Raw genomic sequence first — 21113 nt, 5'->3', positions numbered from 1 at the left:
CCATAGCATCTTAAGGACAAGGTGAGCGAATGAAGCCTTATATTATCATCAAACAAATTCTAGATTTCATACTGGCTCTAATTGGAATGCTCCTGTTATGGCCTTTTTTCTTGATTATCGCGTTGGTAATCAAGTCTACATCTAAAGGTCCGGTCCTATTTCGTCAAAAGCGGTTAGGCAGGAACAAGAAAGAATTCTATATTCTCAAGTTCAGAACGATGCGTACAGATACACCAAGTGATATGCCTACACATTTGCTGCAAGATCCTGATTTCTTCATTACCAAAGTAGGCAAATTCCTCAGGAAGACAAGCCTGGACGAGCTTCCTCAGATTATAAATATTCTTAAAGGTGACATGAGCATAGTCGGCCCTCGCCCTGCGCTGTGGAATCAGTATGATTTGATTGCGGAGCGGGATAAGTATGGGGCGAATGATATTAAGCCTGGGCTTACGGGATGGGCGCAGGTTAATGGACGGGATGAACTACCGAATGAAGAAAAGGCAAGATTGGACGGAGAATACACACGGAGAATCTCTGGTAGATTTGATTTTAAAGTATTTTGCATGACGATCCTCAGTGTTCTGAAATCTGATGGGGTTAGAGAAGGCGCAGTGAGCACAGAAGCACCCCCCAACACCAAAGGAGCTTCGCTATAAATGGAGAAGAAAAGAATTCTTATTACAGGCAAGGGGAGTTACGTAGGCACAAGCTTCATGAGCTGGGTAAAGCAATGGCCCGAGCAATACGATGTTGAAGAGTTGTCAGTGAGAGGAGAAGCATGGAAAGAGCATGACTTCTCAGTTTATGATGTGGTGCTGCATGTTGCGGGTATTGCTCATATGAAGGAGAGTGCTCGGAATGCAGAACTATATAATGTTGTTAATTGTGATTTAACAATTAGTATTGCAGAAAAGGCTAAAAAACAAGGGGTAAAACAATTTGTTTTTTTGAGTTCAATGAGTGTTTATGGAATTGAAGATGGAATAATAACCTCTGATTCTATCCCCAAGCCTAAAAGTTATTATGGGATATCAAAATATCAAGCAGAAGAAGGATTGAAAAAACTTGAAACGGCAGATTTCAAGATTGCAATTGTGAGGCCTCCAATGGTATATGGGGCAGATTGTACAGGGAATTATACGAAATTAGCAAAACTGGCTGTTAAATTACCTACATTTCCTAATTTCGATAATAAAAGAAGTATGATTTATATTGATAATCTTTCAGAGTTTATCTTTTATTTAGTAAAGGTTAATGCTTCAGGTATCTTCCTTCCGCAAAATGCAGAGTATGTTAGTACTAGTGAAATGGTGAGATTAATAGCTGAGGCCAATAGAAAAAAAGTGAAATTAACAAAATTCTTTAACCTTTTTATAAAAATTTTTAAAAATAAAATCAAGACAATTAATAAGATGTTTGGAAATTTAATATATGAACCTATTGATATCTTTGAATATAGTATAAAAGACTTCAAAAAAACTATTTATTTAACGGAAAGAGGCAAATGAAAGTGCAGCTTTTAGTAAGTATAATTATGCCAGCATATAATTGTGAGAAATATATAACTCAAGCTATCAATTCTGTAATAGCACAAACCTACTGTCATTTTGAACTAATTATCATTGATGATTGTTCTAATGACAAAACAGTGGGAATAATGAAAAAAATGTGTAAAAGTGACAGTCGGATTAAGACGGTCTTTAATAAAAGAAATATAGGTGTTGCTGCCACAAGAAGTAGAGGAGTTTCTTTAGCAAATGGAGAATGGATTGCTTTTATTGATAGTGATGATTGTTGGGAAAAAAACAAACTAGAAAAACAATTAGCTTGTATAGCTATTAATAATGCAGAATTTGTTTTTACAGGTTCTTCTTTTATCGATGAATTAAGTAATCCATATAAATCGATTTTTGAAGTGCCAAATACAGTGAACTACAAACAGTTACTTAAACAAAATGTCATCTCATGTTCTTCCGTACTTATTAAGAAGAGGTATATGGAGATGTTTAGTATGGATAATGATAATACACATGAGGATTATGGTGCATGGTTACGAATCTTAAAAACAATTCCTTTCGCTTATGGAGTTAATGAGCCTTTATTAATTTACAGAATTACAAGCACCTCAAAGTCAGGGAATAAGTTGAAATCGTTGATTATGGCTTATAGAACCTATCGCTATATAGGTTTGAATGTAATTTATTCTAGTTACTACATGTGTTGGTACATTGTTAGAGGTATTCGTAAATATAAAAAAATCAAATAAAAGGAGTAGAGGGCCTGAAAATGGAGAGAATTCTTCATGTTGTTTCAACTATTGGTATTAACAGCGGTGTTATGAGTTTTTTAATGAGCTACTATCGGAATATAAATAGAGAAGAAATACAATTTGATTTCTTGTTTTGGGTAGATGAAGATAATAGTTATGCTGAAGAGATACGAAGTCTTGGGGGGGGAGTTTATAAAGTTCAAAAGCCGGGATTCTCACGAGCATCCTTACAAAGCTTACTATTATTTTTTAAGCAGAATAATGGATGTTACAGGATAATGCATTTGCATGAGGTTTACTTAAATATGATAGTATGTCCAGTAGCTCGTAAATATGGTTTTACACATATTATCTCTCATTGTCATACAACCAAATATTCCGACAAATGGATCAATGCACTTCGAAATAGAGTTTTATGCCTTCCTTTAAAAAGTAATGTTGATGAGTTTTTCGCCTGTTCCAAAGATGCAGGAGAATTCTATTACGGGAAAAAAAAATCTATGAATGGAAAAGTACAAATTATTAACAATGCAATCGATTTCCAGAAATTTAGTTATGATGTAGAAAAACGTAAATGTATTCGAGAAAAGATGGAATTAAATAATAAGTTTGTGGTAGGACATGTTGGTCGTTTTAATAATCAGAAAAATCATGATTTTTTAATAGATATTTTTTACGAAATTCATAAGAAAAATAATAATGCTATACTTTTACTGGTGGGGATAGGACCGCTTGAGGAGAAAATTAAAGAAAAAGTGCGAAGAAAACTACCTCAAAATACTGTTATTTTCTTAGGACAAATTCATAATATTAATGAGATTTTACAGGGAATTGATGTGTTTATTTTGCCATCTTTGTTTGAAGGTTTAGGAATTGTATTAATCGAAGCGCAAATGTCCGGGTTAAGATGTATTACATCTGATGCTGTTCCAAAAGATGCTCAGATCACAGAGAATATTGACTTTTTGAGTCTGGAATTAAGTGCTGAAAAATGGGCTGATACTGCAATAAGCAATACAATTGAAAATAGATATATTGATCGTAAAAAGATTGCAGATGCTGGATTTGATATTTATGTAGAGTCGAAAAAATTGGTTGATTGTTATTTAAATATTATTTAATGTTATTTGTTTTTAGGGGGAGAACATGAAGAAAATATTAATTGTTACTCATTGGTATTATCCTAGGAATGTTCCAAGAGCTTTTCGGGCAAAAGAATTAGTGGATGAATTTAGAGATAGAGGATTTTTAGTTGATCTTGTTGTAGGAGACTATAAGCAATTTATTCATCACGAGGATTATAAGCAAAATGAATTTGATAAAGAAGATGTTAGTAATAGTAGTTCAGCTAAGCTCTCAAATAATCCCATGCTATCAAAGTTAAAAGATATTTTTAATTATTTTCTTGGCGATAGGTTTTTTATTACATCTGGTTATTTTGTGTATAAAAGTATAAATGTTGAAAAATATGATTCGATAATATCAATAGGACTACCCTTTTATATAAATTTTATAACAGCACTTAAAGTGAAAAAAATAAAGAACACTAAATGCATAAGTATTTCTGATTGGAGCGATCCTTTCTTTAAAAGTGATGATACTAAGGTAGCTTTTTATTTTAAAGTCTTACAGAAATTTGCATGTTCTTCAGTGAATTATATAACAATTCCAACTGAAACGGCTTTATATTATTTTGAAAATTATACTGATAAAAATAAAATAAAGGTTATTCCACAAGGTTTTAACTTTGAAAATGTCAAATTAGAGGAATATAAAAAGAACAAAAGAATTACATTTGCGTATGCCGGGATATTCTATAAAGAAATACGTAATCCAGAAAAGTTGTTAGATGCATTATCAAAAATAGATATTGATTTTGTTTTTGTAATGTATACTATGACTCACGGAGCAGTTTATACAGATGTCTTGTTACCTTACAAAAATATTCTTGGAGATAAACTTGAAATTAATAGTTTAATTTCAAGAGAGGAATGTATTACGAAACTAAGTGGTATGGATTTTTTAATAAACTTGGAGAACAGCACTTCGAATCAGGTTCCATCTAAACTTATTGATTATGCACTTACCAAGAGACCTATTTTATCTATAAAACAGGGTGAGATATCAATAGATAATCTAATTTCTTTTTTTAAAGGAGATTACTCAACTGCTTTGAAAATCCCCCTTGAAAATTATGATATAAAAAATGTATGTCAACAATTTATTGAATTGGTAGAGGGAAATGAGGATTAGGTAATGAAAAAGTTAAAAAGAGAAGGGAAGCTAGTAAAATACTTTACTCTAAATATGTTTTTATATAGACTTTCATTAGATTTTCTGTATGTGACAGTTCTAAATGAATATCACGAAAAAAGTGTATTACTATCAAGAGGAATTTTCAACTTAGAAATAAATGAATTTAAGTATGGAGTATCTTGGATAATTTTTTTGATTGCGACTATTTTTGTAAATAAGGGTATATTAAAAACAACTAATAAAGCTTCAGAAATTTTGACATTAGGATTATTTGCTATTAGTTTTGTGCCAACAATTTCTTTGTTTGGTCTAGCAAATCTTGAATATGAATTTTTATATAATTTCACAGCTTTCTGGATGGTTTTTCTTATATCAGTCTACTTTTTTTGTGGAAATGAAAGTACTAGATTGTTTAAGAACAATTTAAAATTAAATGATAAATCCAAGTATTTTGTCTGGTTAATTATTGTTTACTTTTTTTGTTTAGGCGTATTTATTATTTCTTATTTAGTTAATGGATTAAAGTTAAATTTAACTTTAGATTCAACAAAAATATATGAATTAAGAAGTTTTGCTAAGAGTCAAAATTTAGGTTCATTAGTAGATTATTTCAGAAACAATGCAATGTATATTATTATACCTTTCGCGGGAATATATTTTTGGCAAAAGAAGAACTGGTTGTTTCTTATTGCACTAATTTACATTCAGTTACTTTTATACAGCATTGACAACCAGAAGGCAGCATTATTTATTTTGCCGGCTTCTATAATAGCATATTTGTTCTATAAAAAATTTATAATTGAATTAGTACCTCTCTTATTAACTATACTAAACATCCTTATTTTTATTGAATCTTTGTTTAATAAAACTACTTTTTTAGTAAGTACGCTTTTAGAGAGAATGTACTATTTACCTGCTATTCTAAGTAATGGTTATTTTGAATACTTCAAAGAAATGCCTTCAGTGGTTCCTTTTGTGAGTGTTTTTCAAAAGATTGGTTTTGTAAATGATTATCCATATACCATGGGAGTACCTTATATAATTGGAAGTGTGTACTTTAATAATTCAGCAATAAGTGCAAATACGGGCATGTTTGGTAGTGCTTATTCATATGGTGTCCTTGGAGTTTTGATAATACCGTTAGCATATGGGTTTTTGCTTTCTTTACTAAATAAGGTTACTACAGGATTAGAAGTTAAGACGTATATTTCTATTTTAATATTTCTAATTTACGCAATTACTGGTGCTACTATTTTCGTTGTGGTTAGTGTTTATGGTTTCATTTTAGCTCTTATTCTGTTGTCTCTAGTTAATAATAATAGTAGATTTCAATTGTGAGAACTATAGTTAAATGTTTAGTAGTGAGGAGAAATCATGAGTACTATATTAATCAAAAAAATTACCAATAAAATGCCTAAAGATTTTTTTAATGTATTTGCTTTTGATATTTTATCTAAAGCTTTTATGATAATAATTACAATTTTATTGATTCGAATGATGCCTTCTTCGGAATATGCGCAATTAGTCCAATTTACAGCACTTTCTAGTTTTATATGTGGTGTTTTTGGTGAAGGAATTTCTCTTTCATTTATTCGATACTCAACTGAACAGTATTCAAGGACTGGAAAGTCAAGTACTGGATTACATATGGTTTCTTCAATTTTAATAGTATTTTTATCTTTTTTTAGTATACTACTTTTTCCTATATTATCAGGGATTTATAACACGTCCTCAACTGTCGTTATTTTTGCAAGCTTTTATGGTTTTATATTGTCTTTAATTAATATGAATCAGGGCTATTTCCAATCTAGAGAGATGTATGTTAAATCAGGTATTACAAATAATTTGAGAAATGTTTTTCTTTTATTGTTTTTGTTAATATTATTATTTTTTATTGGTAAAGCTGATAGTCAATTGGTATTTATTATTTATGTTGTTTGTGGTATTCTTGCATTTTTTTTCGGTATCTACTCGATTTATAAGGGAGTTACATTTAAACAGATTCTAATGGATCTTGATAATTTAAAATCCATGCTTCATGACAGTATTGGCATTATAATTTATTTAATTATTTTAAATATAATCAATCAAATTGATGTTGTAATGATCTCTCATTTAATGAGTGTTAATGATGTTGCTATTTACGGAATTGCATTTAAATACTATTCACTGCTTTTGACATTATTGCCATCAATTAAAGCAGTGTTGAGAGTACGGACCTCAAAAAAAGAATATATAGATAATTTTGTACAGAGAAGAGATTTTACATTATCTTGGTTGAAAAAGACATGGATTTTTGTGGTTCCTTTTTCATTAATGATCATATTTGCTAGTGATATCTTTATGCCTATACTAAACGGAAGTCAATATGATAAATCTATTAGTACTTTTAAAATTTTGGCTATTGGAGTAGGTATTAGTTATATGTTTGCTTCAAATACAAGTATTATGATGGCTGCTAAAAAATATAAAACACTTTGTGCTCTAGCAGTCCTGGCGCTTGGTATCGATATACTTTTAACTTGGATTTTAATACCTATATGGGGGATAAATGGTGCAGCTATTGGTACTATAACTGCTCATACCTTTATTAATGTATCTGTTACTTTTTTTATCTTGTTTGATAAAGGAGTGCCTGCAAGATGAAAACAACTAAAAAAATAATGAATAAATTTTTCTCTTCTAACAGTGAAATTAAAAAAATTATAATAAAAAAGGCATTAGTTAAGTTGAACATGAATTATTTTTTATATAAATATGAAAACATGCACTATATAAAAAATAAAATACCCAAATTCGAAAGTTTAATTGATTATAAAAAAATAAATATTGATAGTTTAGATACTAAAAAATTAGACATATTTAGTGACCTATATATTTCACATAAGTTTAATATATTAGGTAGTGGGTGGGTATCGGCTAATTATAATGCAAAAGTATCTGGAATAGAGAATATTCTTTATGAAACTCACAATAAAAGACCATACGAAAAAATAGTAAGAGAGATCGTTGATAAGAATTATTCTCTGATTGATTGGCAAAGAGATTTAAAATCAGGCTATTTATTTGATGCTGAAGAAACTTCAACATCTATAAAAAATCTCCCTCAGGGTGTAGATTTAAAAATGCCTTGGGAATTATCAAGAATGTATCATCTTCCTCAGTTAGCAATAATCGCAATATTAATGAAAGAGAAACGAATAGCTATTATCAGAGAATTCAAAAATCAAATTTATGATTTTTGTGAAAGTAACCCATTGGGAAAAGGTGTGAATTGGATATGTACCATGGATGTCTCGATTCGTATCGTCAATATATTAATATCATATGATATCTTCTTGCAGATTGATGAATATGGAATATTGGATGTAGATTTTAATAAATATCTTCAAACACATATTTTAAAACATGGTAAATTTATCAAAAGGAATTTAGAAATTAATATTAGTAATACGAAAGTAAATGGGAATCATTATTTATCAAATTTGTGTGGATTATTATTTGTTTCTACTTACTTTAGAAGTAGAGAGACTCAAAAGTGGTTGGAATTTGCTTCCAGAGAATTTTTAGTAGAGTTTCAAAAACAATTTCTAGATGATGGTTCCAATTTTGAATGTTCTACTGCCTATCACCGACTAAGCGGTGAAATTTCATCTTATTCTATAGCTCTGTTATTAAGAAATCACATTGAACTAGATAATGAAATACTAAAAAAAATGAACTCTATTGCTAAATTTGCGATTTTAGTCACAAGGGATAATGGTGACATGATTCAAATAGGAGATAATGATAGTGGAAGATTACTAAAATTAGACTTAAAGCAGCAGATTGAGTTACAGAATATTTCGCGGGAAAGAAGAAAAAGGGATGGAATTGTTAATGATCCGTTTGTTGAAAATGAATTGAATAATTATTCACTTCCAGCAGCAATTTTTGCAATCACTAATCTTAATGATTTGAATAATTATGCTAAGAAATCTCCCATCGATTTTAGCATTATGAATGCACTTGTTAATCAAAATTCTACTGATTGTCAAACTGTATATGATTTTTCAAGTTATAATTATAACCATAATGTGGATGTAACAGGTTTGCAAAGTAAATTTAAACATAAAAAAACGACAACTATCTTTCTACCGTATGAAGATATTATTCTTAATAATTCGGTATTGAATTTTTCTCCGCATTTTGGGATTGCTGTTTTTGAAATGGATAATTTTAAATTATTTGTACGTACACCGACCGATTTAGAAGATATGCACACAGCACATATTCATAATGATTTTTTACATTTTGAAATGGACTTTGAGAATAAGAGCTATTTCTGCGATCAAGGGAGCTATATTTATACCCCCTTAATCAATAAAAGGAATCAGTTTAGGAGTGTAAGAGCTCATAATATACCTAATCATGGTATTGAGACTAATGATTTTGTAGATTGTTTTAATGTGAGAACTAATATTAAGGGTGAAGTCTTACAATTATCAAATAATTCAATAGAGTTAATGGTATGTTTTAATGATATTTTTCATTACCGAAAAATTGAACTGGACAAAAACATGATAGTAATTACAGATAAAAGTAGTCATTTTTTTGATTATACTTGTAAAGACTTTGATTATGTTTCGTCTGGATACGGGCGTTTATTAACTCAAAATGTTCGACATGGGCTTAGAATAACATCAGTCTAAGTTATTATTTTAACGGAAGAAAAAAGGAGAGGTACAAATGTTAGGGGTAAAAGTAAATGTTATAGGTATGGGCTATATAGGACTTCCAACAGCACTTATGTTTGCTGCTAATTGTGTTGAGGTAATCGGAACTGACTATGATGAAAAATTGATAGCTCAACTTATGCTTGGGAAAGTAACATTTGAGGAGGAAGGACTTACAGAACTATTCGAAAAAGCTGTTTCACAGGGAATTAAGTTCTCTACAAGTTATCATCCTGCAGATATATACATAGTAGCTGTTCCGACTCCATATGATAAAACAAGTAAGAAGATTGATGCAAGATATGTATTATCAGCCCTCAAAAGCATTATGGAAATTTGTCCGAAAGGTGCGATAATTGTAATTGAATCAACGGTATCACCAGGTACAATTAATAAATTTATTTGTCCACTCATAGAAAAAAATGGGCTTGTTATTGGAGAGGATGTTCAATTGGTCCACGCTCCAGAGAGAATTATTCCTGGGAATATGATATATGAATTAGAGAATAACTCTCGTACTATTGGTTCGGATAATAATGAAATTGGAATGATTGTTAAAGAATTGTATAAAGTGTTTTGTAAAGGTGAAATTGTATTAACAGATATAAGAACTGCTGAAATGACTAAGGTGATAGAAAATACATTTAGAGATATTAACATTGCATTTGCGAACGAACTAACAAAGATCTGTGGCTCTGATGATATGGATGTATATGAAATTATAAGGATTGCCAATATGCATCCGAGAGTGAATATTTTACAACCTGGTCCGGGTGTTGGAGGACATTGTATTTCAGTAGATCCGTGGTTTTTAGTGGGGGATTACCCGGACTTAACTAATTTGATTTTAGCTGCAAGAAAAATTAATGACTCTATGCCACAGCATGTATTAAAAAGAATAAGAGATATTATGAAGAATAATTGCATTAGAGATATCTCTAGAGTTGGATTGTATGGCCTAACATATAAAGAAGATGTTGATGATATAAGAGAAAGCCCTACACTTCAATTACTAGAAAAAATGGATGAACACTTAGCTTTTGGCATAAAGGTATTTGATCCTATGATAAAGAAAGTAGTTGTAGAAAATCAAGAAATTGATTTCGGGAAATTTTTGAGTGAAATAGATATTCTGGTTATTATGGTATCACACTCTCATATAAAGGATAACATGCATGATTTAAAAGATAAGCTTATACTGGACACCAAAAATGTTTGTCATTTTGAAGGTGTTTATAAATTGTAATAAAATGTTATATCACTTAAAAACTAGCGGTTCGTATTTTCATCATAAGAAACTTTGCTATTACATTTGAATAAAATACCAGCTTTTGTTACATCGACGATTGCGTGTGAAATAGTACCGTATGATATGATTAAACGCAGATTATGACGTCCTTTGACTGCTGCTTTCGTCCAGTGGAAGTGATAGTAGTTCAAGATTGCTCTTCACAGTTCTGCATCGTTTTCAATGTATTTACGTGGGACTTACAGCGAAATATCTTCATTTATGTAATTTCTACGTTTTTATGCCTAAACGCTAATTTCGCTTTTCAGCCTTTATTACAATGGAATCATTCTGAGGTGTAGCTCATGAGTAGGAAGAAATTGCTGATCACCGGTGGTGCCGGTTTCATTGGCGGGAACTTTGTGCAATACATTATGGATAAGTATTCCGATTACTATGTCTATAACCTGGATCTGTTGACCTATGCGGGTGATTTAACTAAGCACAAGGAGATTGCAGGGCGGGATAATTATCGCTTCATCCAGGCAGATATTGCTGACCGTGGAGCTATTCTGGCTCTTTTTGAACAAGAACGCTTTGATTATGTGGTGCATTTCGCAGCGGAGAGTCATGTGGACCGCTCGATTACTGATCCGTCAGTATTTGTCCGGACGAATGTAATGGGAACCCAGGTACTGCTGGAGGCTTCACGGACCATTGGAGTAACCAAATTCGTTCATGTCTCTACGGATGAAGTGTATGGTGAGCTGGACTGGGACCCTGCGGTATTCTTCACGGAAGAGACGCCGCTCCAACCCAATAGTCCTTATAGTGCCAGCAAAGCATCGTCTGATCTGTTGGTTCGCGCTTATCATGAAACCTTCGGCCTGCCGATGAATATCACCCGCTGCTCTAATAATTATGGCCCGTATCACTTCCCTGAGAAGCTAATTCCGCTTACCATCTCTAGGGTTCTGAACGAACAGAAGGTTCCTGTCTATGGGGATGGCAGGAATATCCGGGATTGGCTGCATGTCTGGGATCATTGTGCAGCTATTGACCTTGTTTTGCATGAAGGGGTTAATGGTGAGGTCTATAATGTGGGCGGTCATAATGAACGTACCAATCTTGAAGTCGTGAAGACTATTATTCATACCTTGGGTAAGTCTGAGGACTTGATTGAATTCGTTACCGACCGGCTGGGACATGATAAACGGTATGCTATTGATCCTACTAAGCTGGAGAAGCTGGGTTGGAAGCCGACGTATACCTTTGACACAGGAATCGCCCAGACGATTAAGTGGTATACAGACAATGCCGAGTGGTGGGAACAAATTCTTAGCGGCGAGTACCGGAAGTAGCTTATGACCCGTAAATTAACCAAGGTAAAAATGGGCAAGCGCAAAAAGAGATTCCTCTTTCTGTACTTGCCTGTTCTGTTAATGGTCGTGTTGTTCCTGTGTGCCGGACGTTTCCTCCCGCTATCCCAGTCCCCCAGACCAGCAGACGCCATTATCGTACTCAGCGGTGGGGGCGGACGGGTGGAGCAAGGGGTTCAGCTGTTTGAACAGGGCTATGCGCCGCAGCTCCTGCTGTCTAACGCGAAGGAGGGGGCCGGCCCCGCCGGTGACATGCGCGAAACGGCCCTGTCCCTAGGCATCCCGGAGGATGCCATTCTGGCGGAGGACGCTGCCCAGAGTACCTACCAGAATGCGCAGTTCACGCTCCCGATCATGCAGCAGCAGGGCTTCAAGTCGGCGATTGTGGTCTCTTCGGATTTTCATATGCGGCGGGTGAAGTTTATCTTCGATCATGTCTATAAGAATTCGGGGATAGAATTGACGTATATTGGTGCTGATTCAGGCTATAACGCGAAGACTTGGTGGAGTGACCGGTATAGCCGGGAGACGATTTTTAACGAATATACGAAGATGATCGGGAATGCCTTAGGCTATAATGGGCCGGAAGCGAAAAGTGCTCTTGAACAGATTAAGCGCTGGTTCCGCCGGTAAAAGGAAACTGGGAATAGAAATGACAGAGACCTTATGAGACTACTAGGGTCTCTATTTTTTTGCCATTATGGCAAACGTGTTGCCTGCAGTTCACGGATTATACTAATCTGCGGCATTCTACGTTATTGACTATTGGAATAATGTGACATATTATTACATCTATAAAACAAATTATATTTGGATTCCAGTTTAGGTGGTGTTTGCGTGGTCCCTACTACTAGAACTATGATTCGCGATCTATTAGCGTTGTATTTGTCGCAGAAGGGAATGCCTATTAATCAATTCTCGGGACAATCCGGAATTAATTCAGGAACGCTCAGCCGGATACTTAGTGGTCACCAGCCCATTGCTATGAACCATCTGGAGCGAATCACCAACGCGATGGATCTGCCGGAGGATCATTTCTACAGCTTATACGTGGATGAATGTTTCTATTTCTCGTCACCCACCTGGCGGCGTCTGCGGCCTTTTCTTGTACGTTCAGCTGAGCTGGGCCGTCTGGATTGCGTTGAACAGGTGGTTCAGAATCTCCTAGAGAATCTGGTCTACGCCCCCATGCTGTTCGAAGTGGCTGAAGGCCTGTTTCAAGAGGGGCTGTGGCAAGCTGCTGAATTGTTGTATAAGAATGTGAGTGTCAGTGAGAAGTATCAGAATTCCGAGAGACTCGCGGTGTGCCAATACCGTCTGTTTCGAATCGCCATTGGTGATGACCAGGCGCGGAATTTACAGGCTGCGTATCTCTTCGAAGGTTACCTGGACCGTCTGGATGAAGCGGATCAATTGGATGGATTGAAGCACTTGGGTCATGTCTATGGTTCATTGAATCGGTGGCATAAGGTGGATGAACTCGCGAAGAAGATGCAGCAATTAGCAACTATTCGTTATAATCTCCAGCGGAAGTCAAACCGTAGAGAGAGTAACGAGAGAAAACCTGAGAAACCCTTGTACTTCTATATCCTGTACGCACAGCTTATCCGTTCAAATGTGTGTGAGCAACTAGGAGACTATTCATCGGCATTAGATTGGGTATCCCTATATATGGACGGAAACTGGATAAAGGAAGACGATGAAGAAGTGAAGCGTACTGTGTCTCAATTCCATGAGTGGGGACTCGCAAACAGACTGCTTTATCGGGTGATGGCAGGACAATACGAGGCTCTCTCTGAATATGTTGAATTTATCTCCCACCGGCCAGATGAGATATTTACAGCATTATACAATATTATCTTATCTGCTAACCGCTATGACTGGAAGGTTGATTACATTCTGGAGCGGTTTGCTTCATATATTCCTTACCGGACAAATCTTGCAGAGTATGGCATTCTTCATAACAAACAAATTATAACCAACCAATACACCCAATTCCTCGCTGAATTAGCAGCCTATTATTTAAATAACAAGCGCAAAGAAGGAATTAGATTCATCCTGCAAAGCTTGGAATCATCTGCTAGAATCAATAACGAGAGCAATGTAATCAAATGTGTCGATCTGTTTGGGCAGCATCGGAATCAAGCAGATGAAGAAGAGAACCAACAATACAAAGTTCGAATTGGAGCATACCTATAATTCAATTGACTCCGTAGCAAACATCAGCACTCAACTTTTATTCAAACTATGGGGCACGGCTATGGTGGTGGTTGATGCTTACCGGGCAGTAATGATATGATTTCAAGCAAGTATACAGAGCAAACGACGTTCCCGGTATATCGGGAACGTTTTTTTGATTTGAAGCGAAGAACTCGCTGGAGCAGATCAAACGCTGGTTCCGCAGGTAAGAGTATTTTACAAAAAAAGTATTGCTATCTACCCTTCCCCTCCACAATACGACAAACAAACTGGGTATCCCGGTCTATAATTAGGAGCAAAACTACTTATAGTCTGGGAGATATGTACTATGCCTAATTATTATTTTAGGGAAATGTGGACCCCGTTGCGCTGGATCGGGATCAGGTTCTACCGGGATGACAGGGACCGGCTGTGGATGAAGAAGGGGAAGCAGCGGCGGCAGCTGGTAAGAAGCTCGGAATCGGAGAATACGGAGAGTTGAAGAGACCTGTGGGTCTCTTTTTTTATGGGAAAATGTTTATGTCTTAGGAACTATTACCTTTGTACCAATTGATGTATAATGGATTCTGCGAGTCTAGCGGTTGCTCTCTTGGAATGGGAGTGGAAGAGTTGACGGCCGGGCTGCTTACTATGGTTGGGGGCGATGAGTGTGAAGGCAAGAAGATGGAATGTGTTGGCGGCGTGGGTAATGCTGCTGAGTCTGCTGTGCGGGGGAGTGGCTAGTGCAGCAACGGTGGTGCAGCAGACGTCATCTTATGTTTTTGTGGATGTGAAGACTACCTATTGGGCCAATGAAGCTATACAGAGTATGGCGAATCAGGGCATTATTACGGGGAACCCGGATGGGTCCTTCAAGCCTGAGGCAGCCATTACCAGGGAACAGTTAGCCAAGCTGATTACCCTGACGTTTGGACTTGATTTGGTGTCGGATGGAACGCAGACGTTCTCGGATGTGAACCCGTCTTCGTGGGCTTACAAATATGTTGAGGCGGCGAAGGAATATCTTACGGGATATTTTCCAGTGAAGGGCAAGCCCTTCTTCGATCCACAGGCGAGTGCTACCCGTGAAGATGTGGCTGTCGCGCTGGTTCGTGCTATGGGTCTGGAGACCGATAAGGTGGATGCTGACAGTATTCTGTACTATAAATTCAGTGACTATGAGGACGTTACTCCTCAACTGGCCAAGGAAGTGGCGGTGGCTGTAGATCATAAATTGATTCAGGGCTTCCCCGACGGAACCTTCGGACCAACCAGTCCCATTAACCGGGCTTCTGTAGCAACTTTGCTGTATCGTGTGTTGAAGTCCTCGTATACTACGGCAACGCAGGATGTGAAGCTGGACGTACAGGTTCCGGCACAGGTGGCGGACAGAACGGTCAAGCTTACGGGCAAAGTGAATGCTGATGCCAAGGTGTATATCAACGATGAAGAAGTAGAGAATGTGAATGGCTCTTTTGCAGAGGCGTATGATCTGGATGGAGGAGAGAAGGTCTACGAATTTGTATTCAAGGCGGTTCTGCCGAATGGACGCTCGAACACGGTCACGAAGCAGGTTACTTACCAGACCTCCGGTCCACAGCTGACGGTGCAGGCTCCAGAGACCTCCAATCAGCTTACGGCGAAGATTACCGGTAAAGTGAAGGACAGCGGTGATACGAACCCGGAAGTTACAGTTAATGATAAAACAGCTTATGTGTCCTACAATGGGGAATTCAGTGCGGACCTGACTCTGAAGGAAGGCCTCAACAAAATTGTGGTGACTGCGGTCAATAAATATGATAAAAAAGCAGTGGTCGAGAAGCAGATTGTCGTGACCTTGGGCGGACCTGTGCTGACGCTGGATCTGATCCCGGAGACGAGCAGCAGCAAGACGATCTCTTTAAGCGGCAAAGTGACTGACAAGAATGACAGCAATCCTAAGATCTATATGAACGATGAGCTGGTGGGCAGTTACGGTTCCTTCAACAAGACGGTTACGCTGAAAGAAGGGGCGAATACTTTTAACTTCAAGGCTACGAATAGCTTGGGCAAAAGCTCAGTGGTTATTACCAAGGTAATCACCTTTAATGTAGACGGACCTGTGCTTACGCTCGATCTGATCCCGGAGACCAGCAGTAGCAAGACGGTAACCCTCAGTGGTAAAGCGACTGACAAGAACGACAGCTACCCGAAGATTTACATGAATGACGAGCTAGTAGGGGATTACGGCTCCTTCAACAAGACAGTAACGCTCAAAGAAGGAGTGAATACGTTCACCTTCAAGGCTGTTAACAGTCTGGGTAAAAGTTCGGCCGTTGCCACCAAGACCATTACCTTTGCTGTGGACAGTCCCGTGCTGACGCTGGATCTGATCCCCGAGACGAGCAGCGGCAAGACGGTTACCTTAAGCGGTAAGGCGAGTGACAAGAATGACAGCTCTCCTAAGATCTACATGAATGACGAACTCGTAGGTGAATATGGCTCCTTCAACAAGACAGTAACCCTCAAGGAAGGAGCGAATACGTTCACCTTCAAAGCGACTAATAGCTTGGGCAAAAGCTCGGAGCCTATAACCAAGACCATCACGTTCAATGTAAGCGAGCCGGTGCTGGTTCTGGATTACATTCCTGAGACGACCAAGACGAAACAGCTTACCTTGACCGGGAAAGCCACGGATGCGAACGACAGCAGTCCTAAGATCTATCTGAACGACGAACTGATCAGCAGCTATGGAAGCTTCTATAAATCGGTGACGCTGGCTGAGGGCAGCAATACGTTCGTATTCAAGGTCACCAACAGCTTCGGAAAAGTAGTAACGGTTGAGAAGACTGTGGTTTATACGCCGGAGGCAAGTAAGGAGTAGGGTTGGAGTATCTGTACACAAACACAACCCGCAGTTTCGGAGGAAGGCTCCGGAACTGCGGGTTATTTGTGTTGAAATTATGGAATTAGCCGCGCCTCCGCTCCGGGATCATGAAGGATACGGTGGTGCCCACTTCAGGCTGGCTGTGAATGACCAGGCCTTCGCCATATAGCTGTATTAGACGCCGGTTGGTGTTCAGCAGCCCGATGCCGCGGGAAGGCAGTCCCGGTCCGCTGTCATCCAGCAGCCTGCTGACCTGCGCTTCTTCCATCCCTTTGCCGTTATCCTCCACTTCAAAGAAGGTATGCCCATGGCGGCGGTGAATGCGGATCTGCAGCTTGCCTCCGGCCTTGCGGCTCAGCAGGCCGTGTCTGACTGCATTCTCTACCAGCGGCTGAAGGGTGAGCGGAGGAAGGAGCAGGTCGATGCCCTGATCCACATCCCATTCGATCTGCAGGCGTTCTTCGAACCGGGCCTTCTCAATGAACAGATAAGACTCCACCAGCTCCAGCTCATGGGACAATCCGACCAGCTGCTGCGAGTTCATATAATCGAAGCTGATTCTCAGATAGGAGGAGAAGGCCTCCCCGAGATCACGCATCTTCGGCAGGTCGAATTCGCTTAGCGCCAGCAGCGAGTTCAGTGTATTGAACAGGAAATGCGGCTGAATCTGTGCCTGCAGGTAAGCCGCCTCCATCCGCAGACTCTGGTTAATGGACTGCTTCAGTCCGGTCAGTGAGCGGACCCTGTATTTCAGTTCTAGGGCATCTACCGGCTTGGCGACATAATCATTGGCCCCGGACAAGAACCCGGTATAGATATCCGCCGGCTGATTGCGGGCCGTGAGCAGCAGGATCGGCAGCTCCGAGATGGAGAAGCGCTGACGGACAATCCGGGTTAATTCGTAGCCTGACATGTACGGCATCATCACATCGGCGATCAGCAGATCCCAAGGCTCAGTGCCGAGCAGCTCCAGCGCTTCCTGAGCGCTGGTGGCGGTGACCAGCTGATGATGCTCTTCCGAGAGGATGCTGGTGAGCACCTTCAGATTAACCGGATCATCATCGACGGCCAGGATATGGGTCTTGGCGCTCAGGGAGGCAGGCGGCATCTGCGGTGGAACGGAGAAGTCCGCCGTTGCAGCAGGCTGGCGGGTATCAGACTGCTGTAATAACAGCCGGCTCTCCTCAAGCAGCAGGCCTCTCAGATCCGGGCTGTCCGGCTGCCTTCCAGCCGCGTCGTGTTCCGGTTCCTGCCGGGCCTCGGAAGAAGACACCAGCGGAAGGGTGAAGGTGAATACCGAGCCCTTCCCCAGTTCAGAGTCAACGGTGAGTTCCCCGCCGTGAAGCTCGGTCAGCTGCTTGCTGATGCTTAGTCCGAGCCCGATGCCGCCCCCGTCAATGATGCCTTTGCTGCCTTGCTCATACGGTGAGAAGATCCGCGCCTGTGTCTCCTTCTCGATACCTGCTCCGGTATCCGCTATGCTGATTCTCGCTTGCTTGCCTGCGACTTCAGCGGACACGGTGATGGTTCCGGCTTGCGTGTATTTGATGGCGTTGTGCAGCAGATTATAGAGAATCTGTACAATCCGCTTCTCATCGCCCCAGACAGGCGGCAATGAAGCGGGAAGCTCGTTGCGTAACTGAAGCTGTTTGCCTTCTATCATGAATTCGAACATCCCCAGCACCCCGGACACCAGCGATCCAATCGCCAGCGGCTCCCGCTGAAGGATGATCCGCTTCTCCTGCAGACGGGTCACATCGAGCAGATCGTTCAGCATCAGGGACATTCTGCGGCTGATGGTAATGAGCAGCTCCAGATCCTGATGGCTCTGTTCGTCTATGGCTGATCGTTCCTTGTTGGCTACGGTCTGGGCAATGCTGATGATGCCATGCAGCGGTGTCCGCAGTTCATGCGAGGTATTCGCCAGGAACTGGTCCTTCTTCTGGTCGCTTTCCTTGAGCTGCCGGTTGAGCAGCAGGTTCTCCTCCGCGTTGCGGAAATACCGCTTGAACCAGTAAGCGGAGAAGCCGATAATGGAGGCAATCACATCTACAGGATAATATAGGATACTTGTCCGGCTATTCGATTCCAAGGCGCCGCCAATGACACTGGAGCCGATAGCGGCTGCGGCGAACAGCAGGAAGAACGCATCCTGCTCCTGCCGGACGACCATCCGTCCGATATAATAGACGACTCCGGCCACCGGAAGCAGATACAGCAGGGAGAAGAACGGTCTTGCATACACTACGTCATGTGCCGGTAAGAGCAGGACGTAGGCGGTATAGAGTAGAAGGGTGAGCAGGTATCCCTTGAACAGCCGGCCGGGACGCTCATTGGCAGAGAAGCTGCGCGTAAGCAGCAGCATGAACAGGGACACCGCAGGATAAGCCAGCATTTTGAGCTTCAGCGCCCAGGTATAGTTCACCGGAAGCCAGAGCAGCAGCAGCGTGTCATTATCGGTGACGATTGAAGCGGCTACCGCCAGCAGCAGCAGGAAGAAGATCAGGAACGCTTTTTGCCGGCGGTTGAAAAAGAACAATATCCCCGCATACAAGGCGTGCAGCAGCATGATCACGAAGGTAACCAGCTGGAAGCCGATCGAATACATGCGTGCACTATCCACTGCTGCCTGGGAGCCGAAGCGGATCGATCTGACGATCCCGCCTTCCAGCGGATGGTCATAGTTGGCTGCCCGGACGAGAAGAACAATCTCTTGCTGTCCTGGGTTATCGTAGGCTGCTGTGTAGGAGACCGCTTTGGGGAGATAGTCCTCGCGGCTCACAGCCAGCTTCCCGAAGCTTGCCTCCCTCTGTTCGTTAATATCAATGCTGGAAGAGGCTTGAATACGCTGAATCCAGAAGCCGTAAGGTTCCGGCTGTGACGGGTCTACCAGAATACGCAGCCTGTACGTTCCGTAGCCGAGGGAGGTTTGTTCCCCTTCCGGGAAGCCGCCGCTCCAGTCGCCGGGGACCTGGACATAATTCCGGGTCGCCGGGGCTTGTCCGCCAGCATCCTCAGAGGTCAGGAATTGGCCGGGGAAGAACTCCCATTCCCCATCCAGCCGGATGGGTGGAGAATCCCCGAAGTCCCAGCCCCGCATATCAAGCACCCCCTGCTGTGCTTCAGGATGCTCAGATGCCGTATTTGCGTTAACCCACAGATAGCGCACGCCGATCAGCAGGGTCAGATATAGGAGCAGCAATAGAATATGTTTCAGATTGAGGCGTGCAGTTGCTTTTATCAAATTAATCGTCATCCCAGTTAGCTTCTTCATACCGTTTCAATTCGACATATTATGATAGTTATCCTGCCGGATCAGGCAACGACTTCTATTCTATCCCCATACGCCAACCAGCAGAATGCCGCAAAATATTACAACCGAGCACACCATCCGCCGCAAGCCCTGCCGCTCCTTCAGCAGAAGAACACCCAGGAAGGTGGCGAATATCGTCCCGATCTCCCGCAGCGGGCTGATATGGGCGAGCGGCGCCTGCTGCAGCGCGAAGAGGAACAGCAGATAAGAGCCCGGATTCAGCACGCTTCCCAGCAGGATAGTGAATTTGTTACGGCACCATTCCTCCAGCAGCTTCCGCGATTTCAGCACTGCAGGAGTCAGTCCGGCAACGAAGCCGATATTGGTCACTTCAAGCAGCGCCAGCGGAGACATGTGCTGAAGGTTCAGCTTATCGACGAACACGTAGCAGGTGGTGCATAATCCTACACAGAGCGCCATGAGCATTGGTGTGTAGTAGCCGGAACCGGAACTGGAGCTAGAAGCAGCGGCGGCCGAGGAACGGCTTCTTGAGCCTAATCCGCTGAGTACGGCGAAGCCGCCAAGCATGCAGCAGATCCCGGCCCAGCCATAGATGGACAGGGATTCATTCAGGAAAAGCACACCGATAAGCGGGATAAGCAGCGTACTCGTCCCCCGCATCACCGGGTAGATCTGGGACAAATCGCCCATCTCATAGGTTTTGGATAACAGCCATGAATATAAGGCCTGTAGAGCTACAGAGAGCAGCAGCAGGGCGTAGGCGCCCGCAGTCAGCGGCTGATTCCACAGCTCAACCAGCAGAACAGGAAGCAGCAGAACCGTGGAGATCATCATGATCGACCACAGGAAAATGCTTTTATTCAGGCTTCTCTTGGTGAACATGCTCCATACCGCGTGACACATCCCGGAAGCCAGCACCAAAAGAATTGGCAGCAGCATTGAATA

General features: G+C 40.5%; 16 protein-coding genes. 14 read left to right on the top strand and 2 right to left on the bottom strand.

Annotation, left to right across the window (positions count from 1 at the left end; translation table 11 throughout):
* Positions 1-29 precede the first annotated feature (29 nt).
* The 14 genes from KDC22_RS26750 (at position 30) to KDC22_RS26685 (ending at position 16891) form a co-directional block, all read left to right on the top strand.
* A complete protein-coding gene (locus KDC22_RS26750) occupies positions 30-659 on the top strand; it encodes a sugar transferase (protein ID WP_211720946.1) in 630 nt (209 codons plus the stop codon).
* Positions 660-1511: an NAD-dependent epimerase/dehydratase family protein gene (locus KDC22_RS26745; protein WP_211720945.1), complete on the top strand. Its 852-nt coding sequence runs from the start codon at positions 660-662 to the stop codon at positions 1509-1511.
* Positions 1512-1513: 2 nt separating this feature from the next.
* Complete coding sequence (locus tag KDC22_RS26740) at positions 1514-2269, top strand: glycosyltransferase family 2 protein (protein ID WP_211720944.1); 756 nt, start codon at positions 1514-1516, stop codon at positions 2267-2269.
* 20 nt (positions 2270-2289) lie between these two features.
* A complete protein-coding gene (locus KDC22_RS26735) occupies positions 2290-3393 on the top strand; it encodes a glycosyltransferase family 1 protein (RefSeq protein ID WP_211720943.1) in 1104 nt (367 codons plus the stop codon).
* Positions 3394-3418: 25 nt separating this feature from the next.
* Positions 3419-4525, top strand: coding sequence for a glycosyltransferase family protein (locus KDC22_RS26730; RefSeq protein WP_211720942.1), 1107 nt, complete (start codon positions 3419-3421; stop codon positions 4523-4525).
* 3 nt (positions 4526-4528) lie between these two features.
* Entirely contained in the window at positions 4529-5866 is a 1338-nt protein-coding gene (locus KDC22_RS26725; RefSeq protein WP_211720941.1) for an O-antigen polymerase, read from the top strand.
* Positions 5867-5902: 36 nt separating this feature from the next.
* Positions 5903-7174, top strand: coding sequence for an oligosaccharide flippase family protein (locus tag KDC22_RS26720; RefSeq protein WP_211720940.1), 1272 nt, complete (start codon positions 5903-5905; stop codon positions 7172-7174).
* Positions 7171-9219 carry a heparinase II/III family protein gene (locus KDC22_RS26715; protein ID WP_211720939.1) on the top strand — a complete coding sequence of 683 codons (2049 nt, stop codon included), beginning with the start codon at positions 7171-7173 and terminating at the stop codon, positions 9217-9219. Before KDC22_RS26720 ends, KDC22_RS26715 begins: the two co-directional genes overlap by 4 nt.
* A 37-nt stretch (positions 9220-9256) precedes the next feature.
* Positions 9257-10489 (top strand): nucleotide sugar dehydrogenase, encoded by a 1233-nt coding sequence (locus KDC22_RS26710; protein WP_211720938.1) that lies wholly within the window; start codon positions 9257-9259, stop codon positions 10487-10489.
* A 347-nt stretch (positions 10490-10836) separates the two neighbouring features.
* Positions 10837-11832: a dTDP-glucose 4,6-dehydratase gene (gene rfbB, locus KDC22_RS26705; protein WP_211720937.1), complete on the top strand. Its 996-nt coding sequence runs from the start codon at positions 10837-10839 to the stop codon at positions 11830-11832.
* Between the two features lie 3 nt (positions 11833-11835).
* Positions 11836-12483, top strand: coding sequence for a YdcF family protein (locus KDC22_RS26700; protein WP_211720936.1), 648 nt, complete (start codon positions 11836-11838; stop codon positions 12481-12483).
* Between the two features lie 204 nt (positions 12484-12687).
* Entirely contained in the window at positions 12688-14049 is a 1362-nt protein-coding gene (locus KDC22_RS26695) for a helix-turn-helix domain-containing protein (protein ID WP_211720935.1), read from the top strand.
* A gap of 328 nt (positions 14050-14377) precedes the next feature.
* Positions 14378-14530: a hypothetical protein gene (locus tag KDC22_RS26690; RefSeq protein WP_211720934.1), complete on the top strand. Its 153-nt coding sequence runs from the start codon at positions 14378-14380 to the stop codon at positions 14528-14530.
* 168 nt (positions 14531-14698) lie between these two features.
* On the top strand, positions 14699-16891 hold the full coding sequence (locus tag KDC22_RS26685; RefSeq protein ID WP_211720933.1) for an S-layer homology domain-containing protein: 2193 nt from the start codon (positions 14699-14701) through the stop codon (positions 16889-16891).
* Positions 16892-16976: 85 nt separating this feature from the next.
* Here the strand turns inward: KDC22_RS26685 and KDC22_RS26680 are convergent, their stop codons facing one another.
* Together KDC22_RS26680 and KDC22_RS26675 are read right to left on the bottom strand one after the other, a co-directional pair.
* Positions 16977-20168 (bottom strand): hybrid sensor histidine kinase/response regulator, encoded by a 3192-nt coding sequence (locus KDC22_RS26680; protein ID WP_246553019.1) that lies wholly within the window; start codon positions 20166-20168, stop codon positions 16977-16979.
* Positions 20169-20228: 60 nt separating this feature from the next.
* Positions 20229-21107, bottom strand: a complete 879-nt coding sequence (locus tag KDC22_RS26675) for a DMT family transporter (RefSeq protein ID WP_211720932.1) — start codon at positions 21105-21107, stop codon at positions 20229-20231.
* Between the last annotated feature and the right edge of the window lie 6 nt (positions 21108-21113).

The organism is Paenibacillus tritici, from assembly GCF_018207515.1.
Taxonomy (GTDB): domain Bacteria; phylum Bacillota; class Bacilli; order Paenibacillales; family Paenibacillaceae; genus Paenibacillus_AQ; species Paenibacillus_AQ tritici.
The sequence above is the reverse complement of the archived record's forward strand: the minus strand, read 5'-3'. Positions and strand labels throughout refer to the sequence as shown.

Excerpts from the sequence above, each read along its gene's own strand:
- KDC22_RS26750 (WP_211720946.1), top strand. The coding sequence starts at position 30 with ATGAAGCCTTATATTATCATCAAACAAATTCTAGATTTCATACTGGCT.
- KDC22_RS26745 (WP_211720945.1), top strand. The coding sequence starts at position 660 with ATGGAGAAGAAAAGAATTCTTATTACAGGCAAGGGGAGTTACGTAGGC.
- KDC22_RS26735 (WP_211720943.1), top strand. The coding sequence starts at position 2,290 with ATGGAGAGAATTCTTCATGTTGTTTCAACTATTGGTATTAACAGCGGT.
- KDC22_RS26730 (WP_211720942.1), top strand. The coding sequence starts at position 3,419 with ATGAAGAAAATATTAATTGTTACTCATTGGTATTATCCTAGGAATGTT.
- KDC22_RS26725 (WP_211720941.1), top strand. The coding sequence starts at position 4,529 with ATGAAAAAGTTAAAAAGAGAAGGGAAGCTAGTAAAATACTTTACTCTA.
- KDC22_RS26720 (WP_211720940.1), top strand. The coding sequence starts at position 5,903 with ATGAGTACTATATTAATCAAAAAAATTACCAATAAAATGCCTAAAGAT.
- KDC22_RS26715 (WP_211720939.1), top strand. The coding sequence starts at position 7,171 with ATGAAAACAACTAAAAAAATAATGAATAAATTTTTCTCTTCTAACAGT.
- KDC22_RS26710 (WP_211720938.1), top strand. The coding sequence starts at position 9,257 with ATGTTAGGGGTAAAAGTAAATGTTATAGGTATGGGCTATATAGGACTT.
- rfbB (WP_211720937.1), top strand. The coding sequence starts at position 10,837 with ATGAGTAGGAAGAAATTGCTGATCACCGGTGGTGCCGGTTTCATTGGC.
- KDC22_RS26700 (WP_211720936.1), top strand. The coding sequence starts at position 11,836 with ATGACCCGTAAATTAACCAAGGTAAAAATGGGCAAGCGCAAAAAGAGA.
- KDC22_RS26690 (WP_211720934.1), top strand. The coding sequence starts at position 14,378 with ATGCCTAATTATTATTTTAGGGAAATGTGGACCCCGTTGCGCTGGATC.
- KDC22_RS26680 (WP_246553019.1), bottom strand. The coding sequence starts at position 20,168 with ATGAAGAAGCTAACTGGGATGACGATTAATTTGATAAAAGCAACTGCA.
- KDC22_RS26675 (WP_211720932.1), bottom strand. The coding sequence starts at position 21,107 with ATGCTGCTGCCAATTCTTTTGGTGCTGGCTTCCGGGATGTGTCACGCG.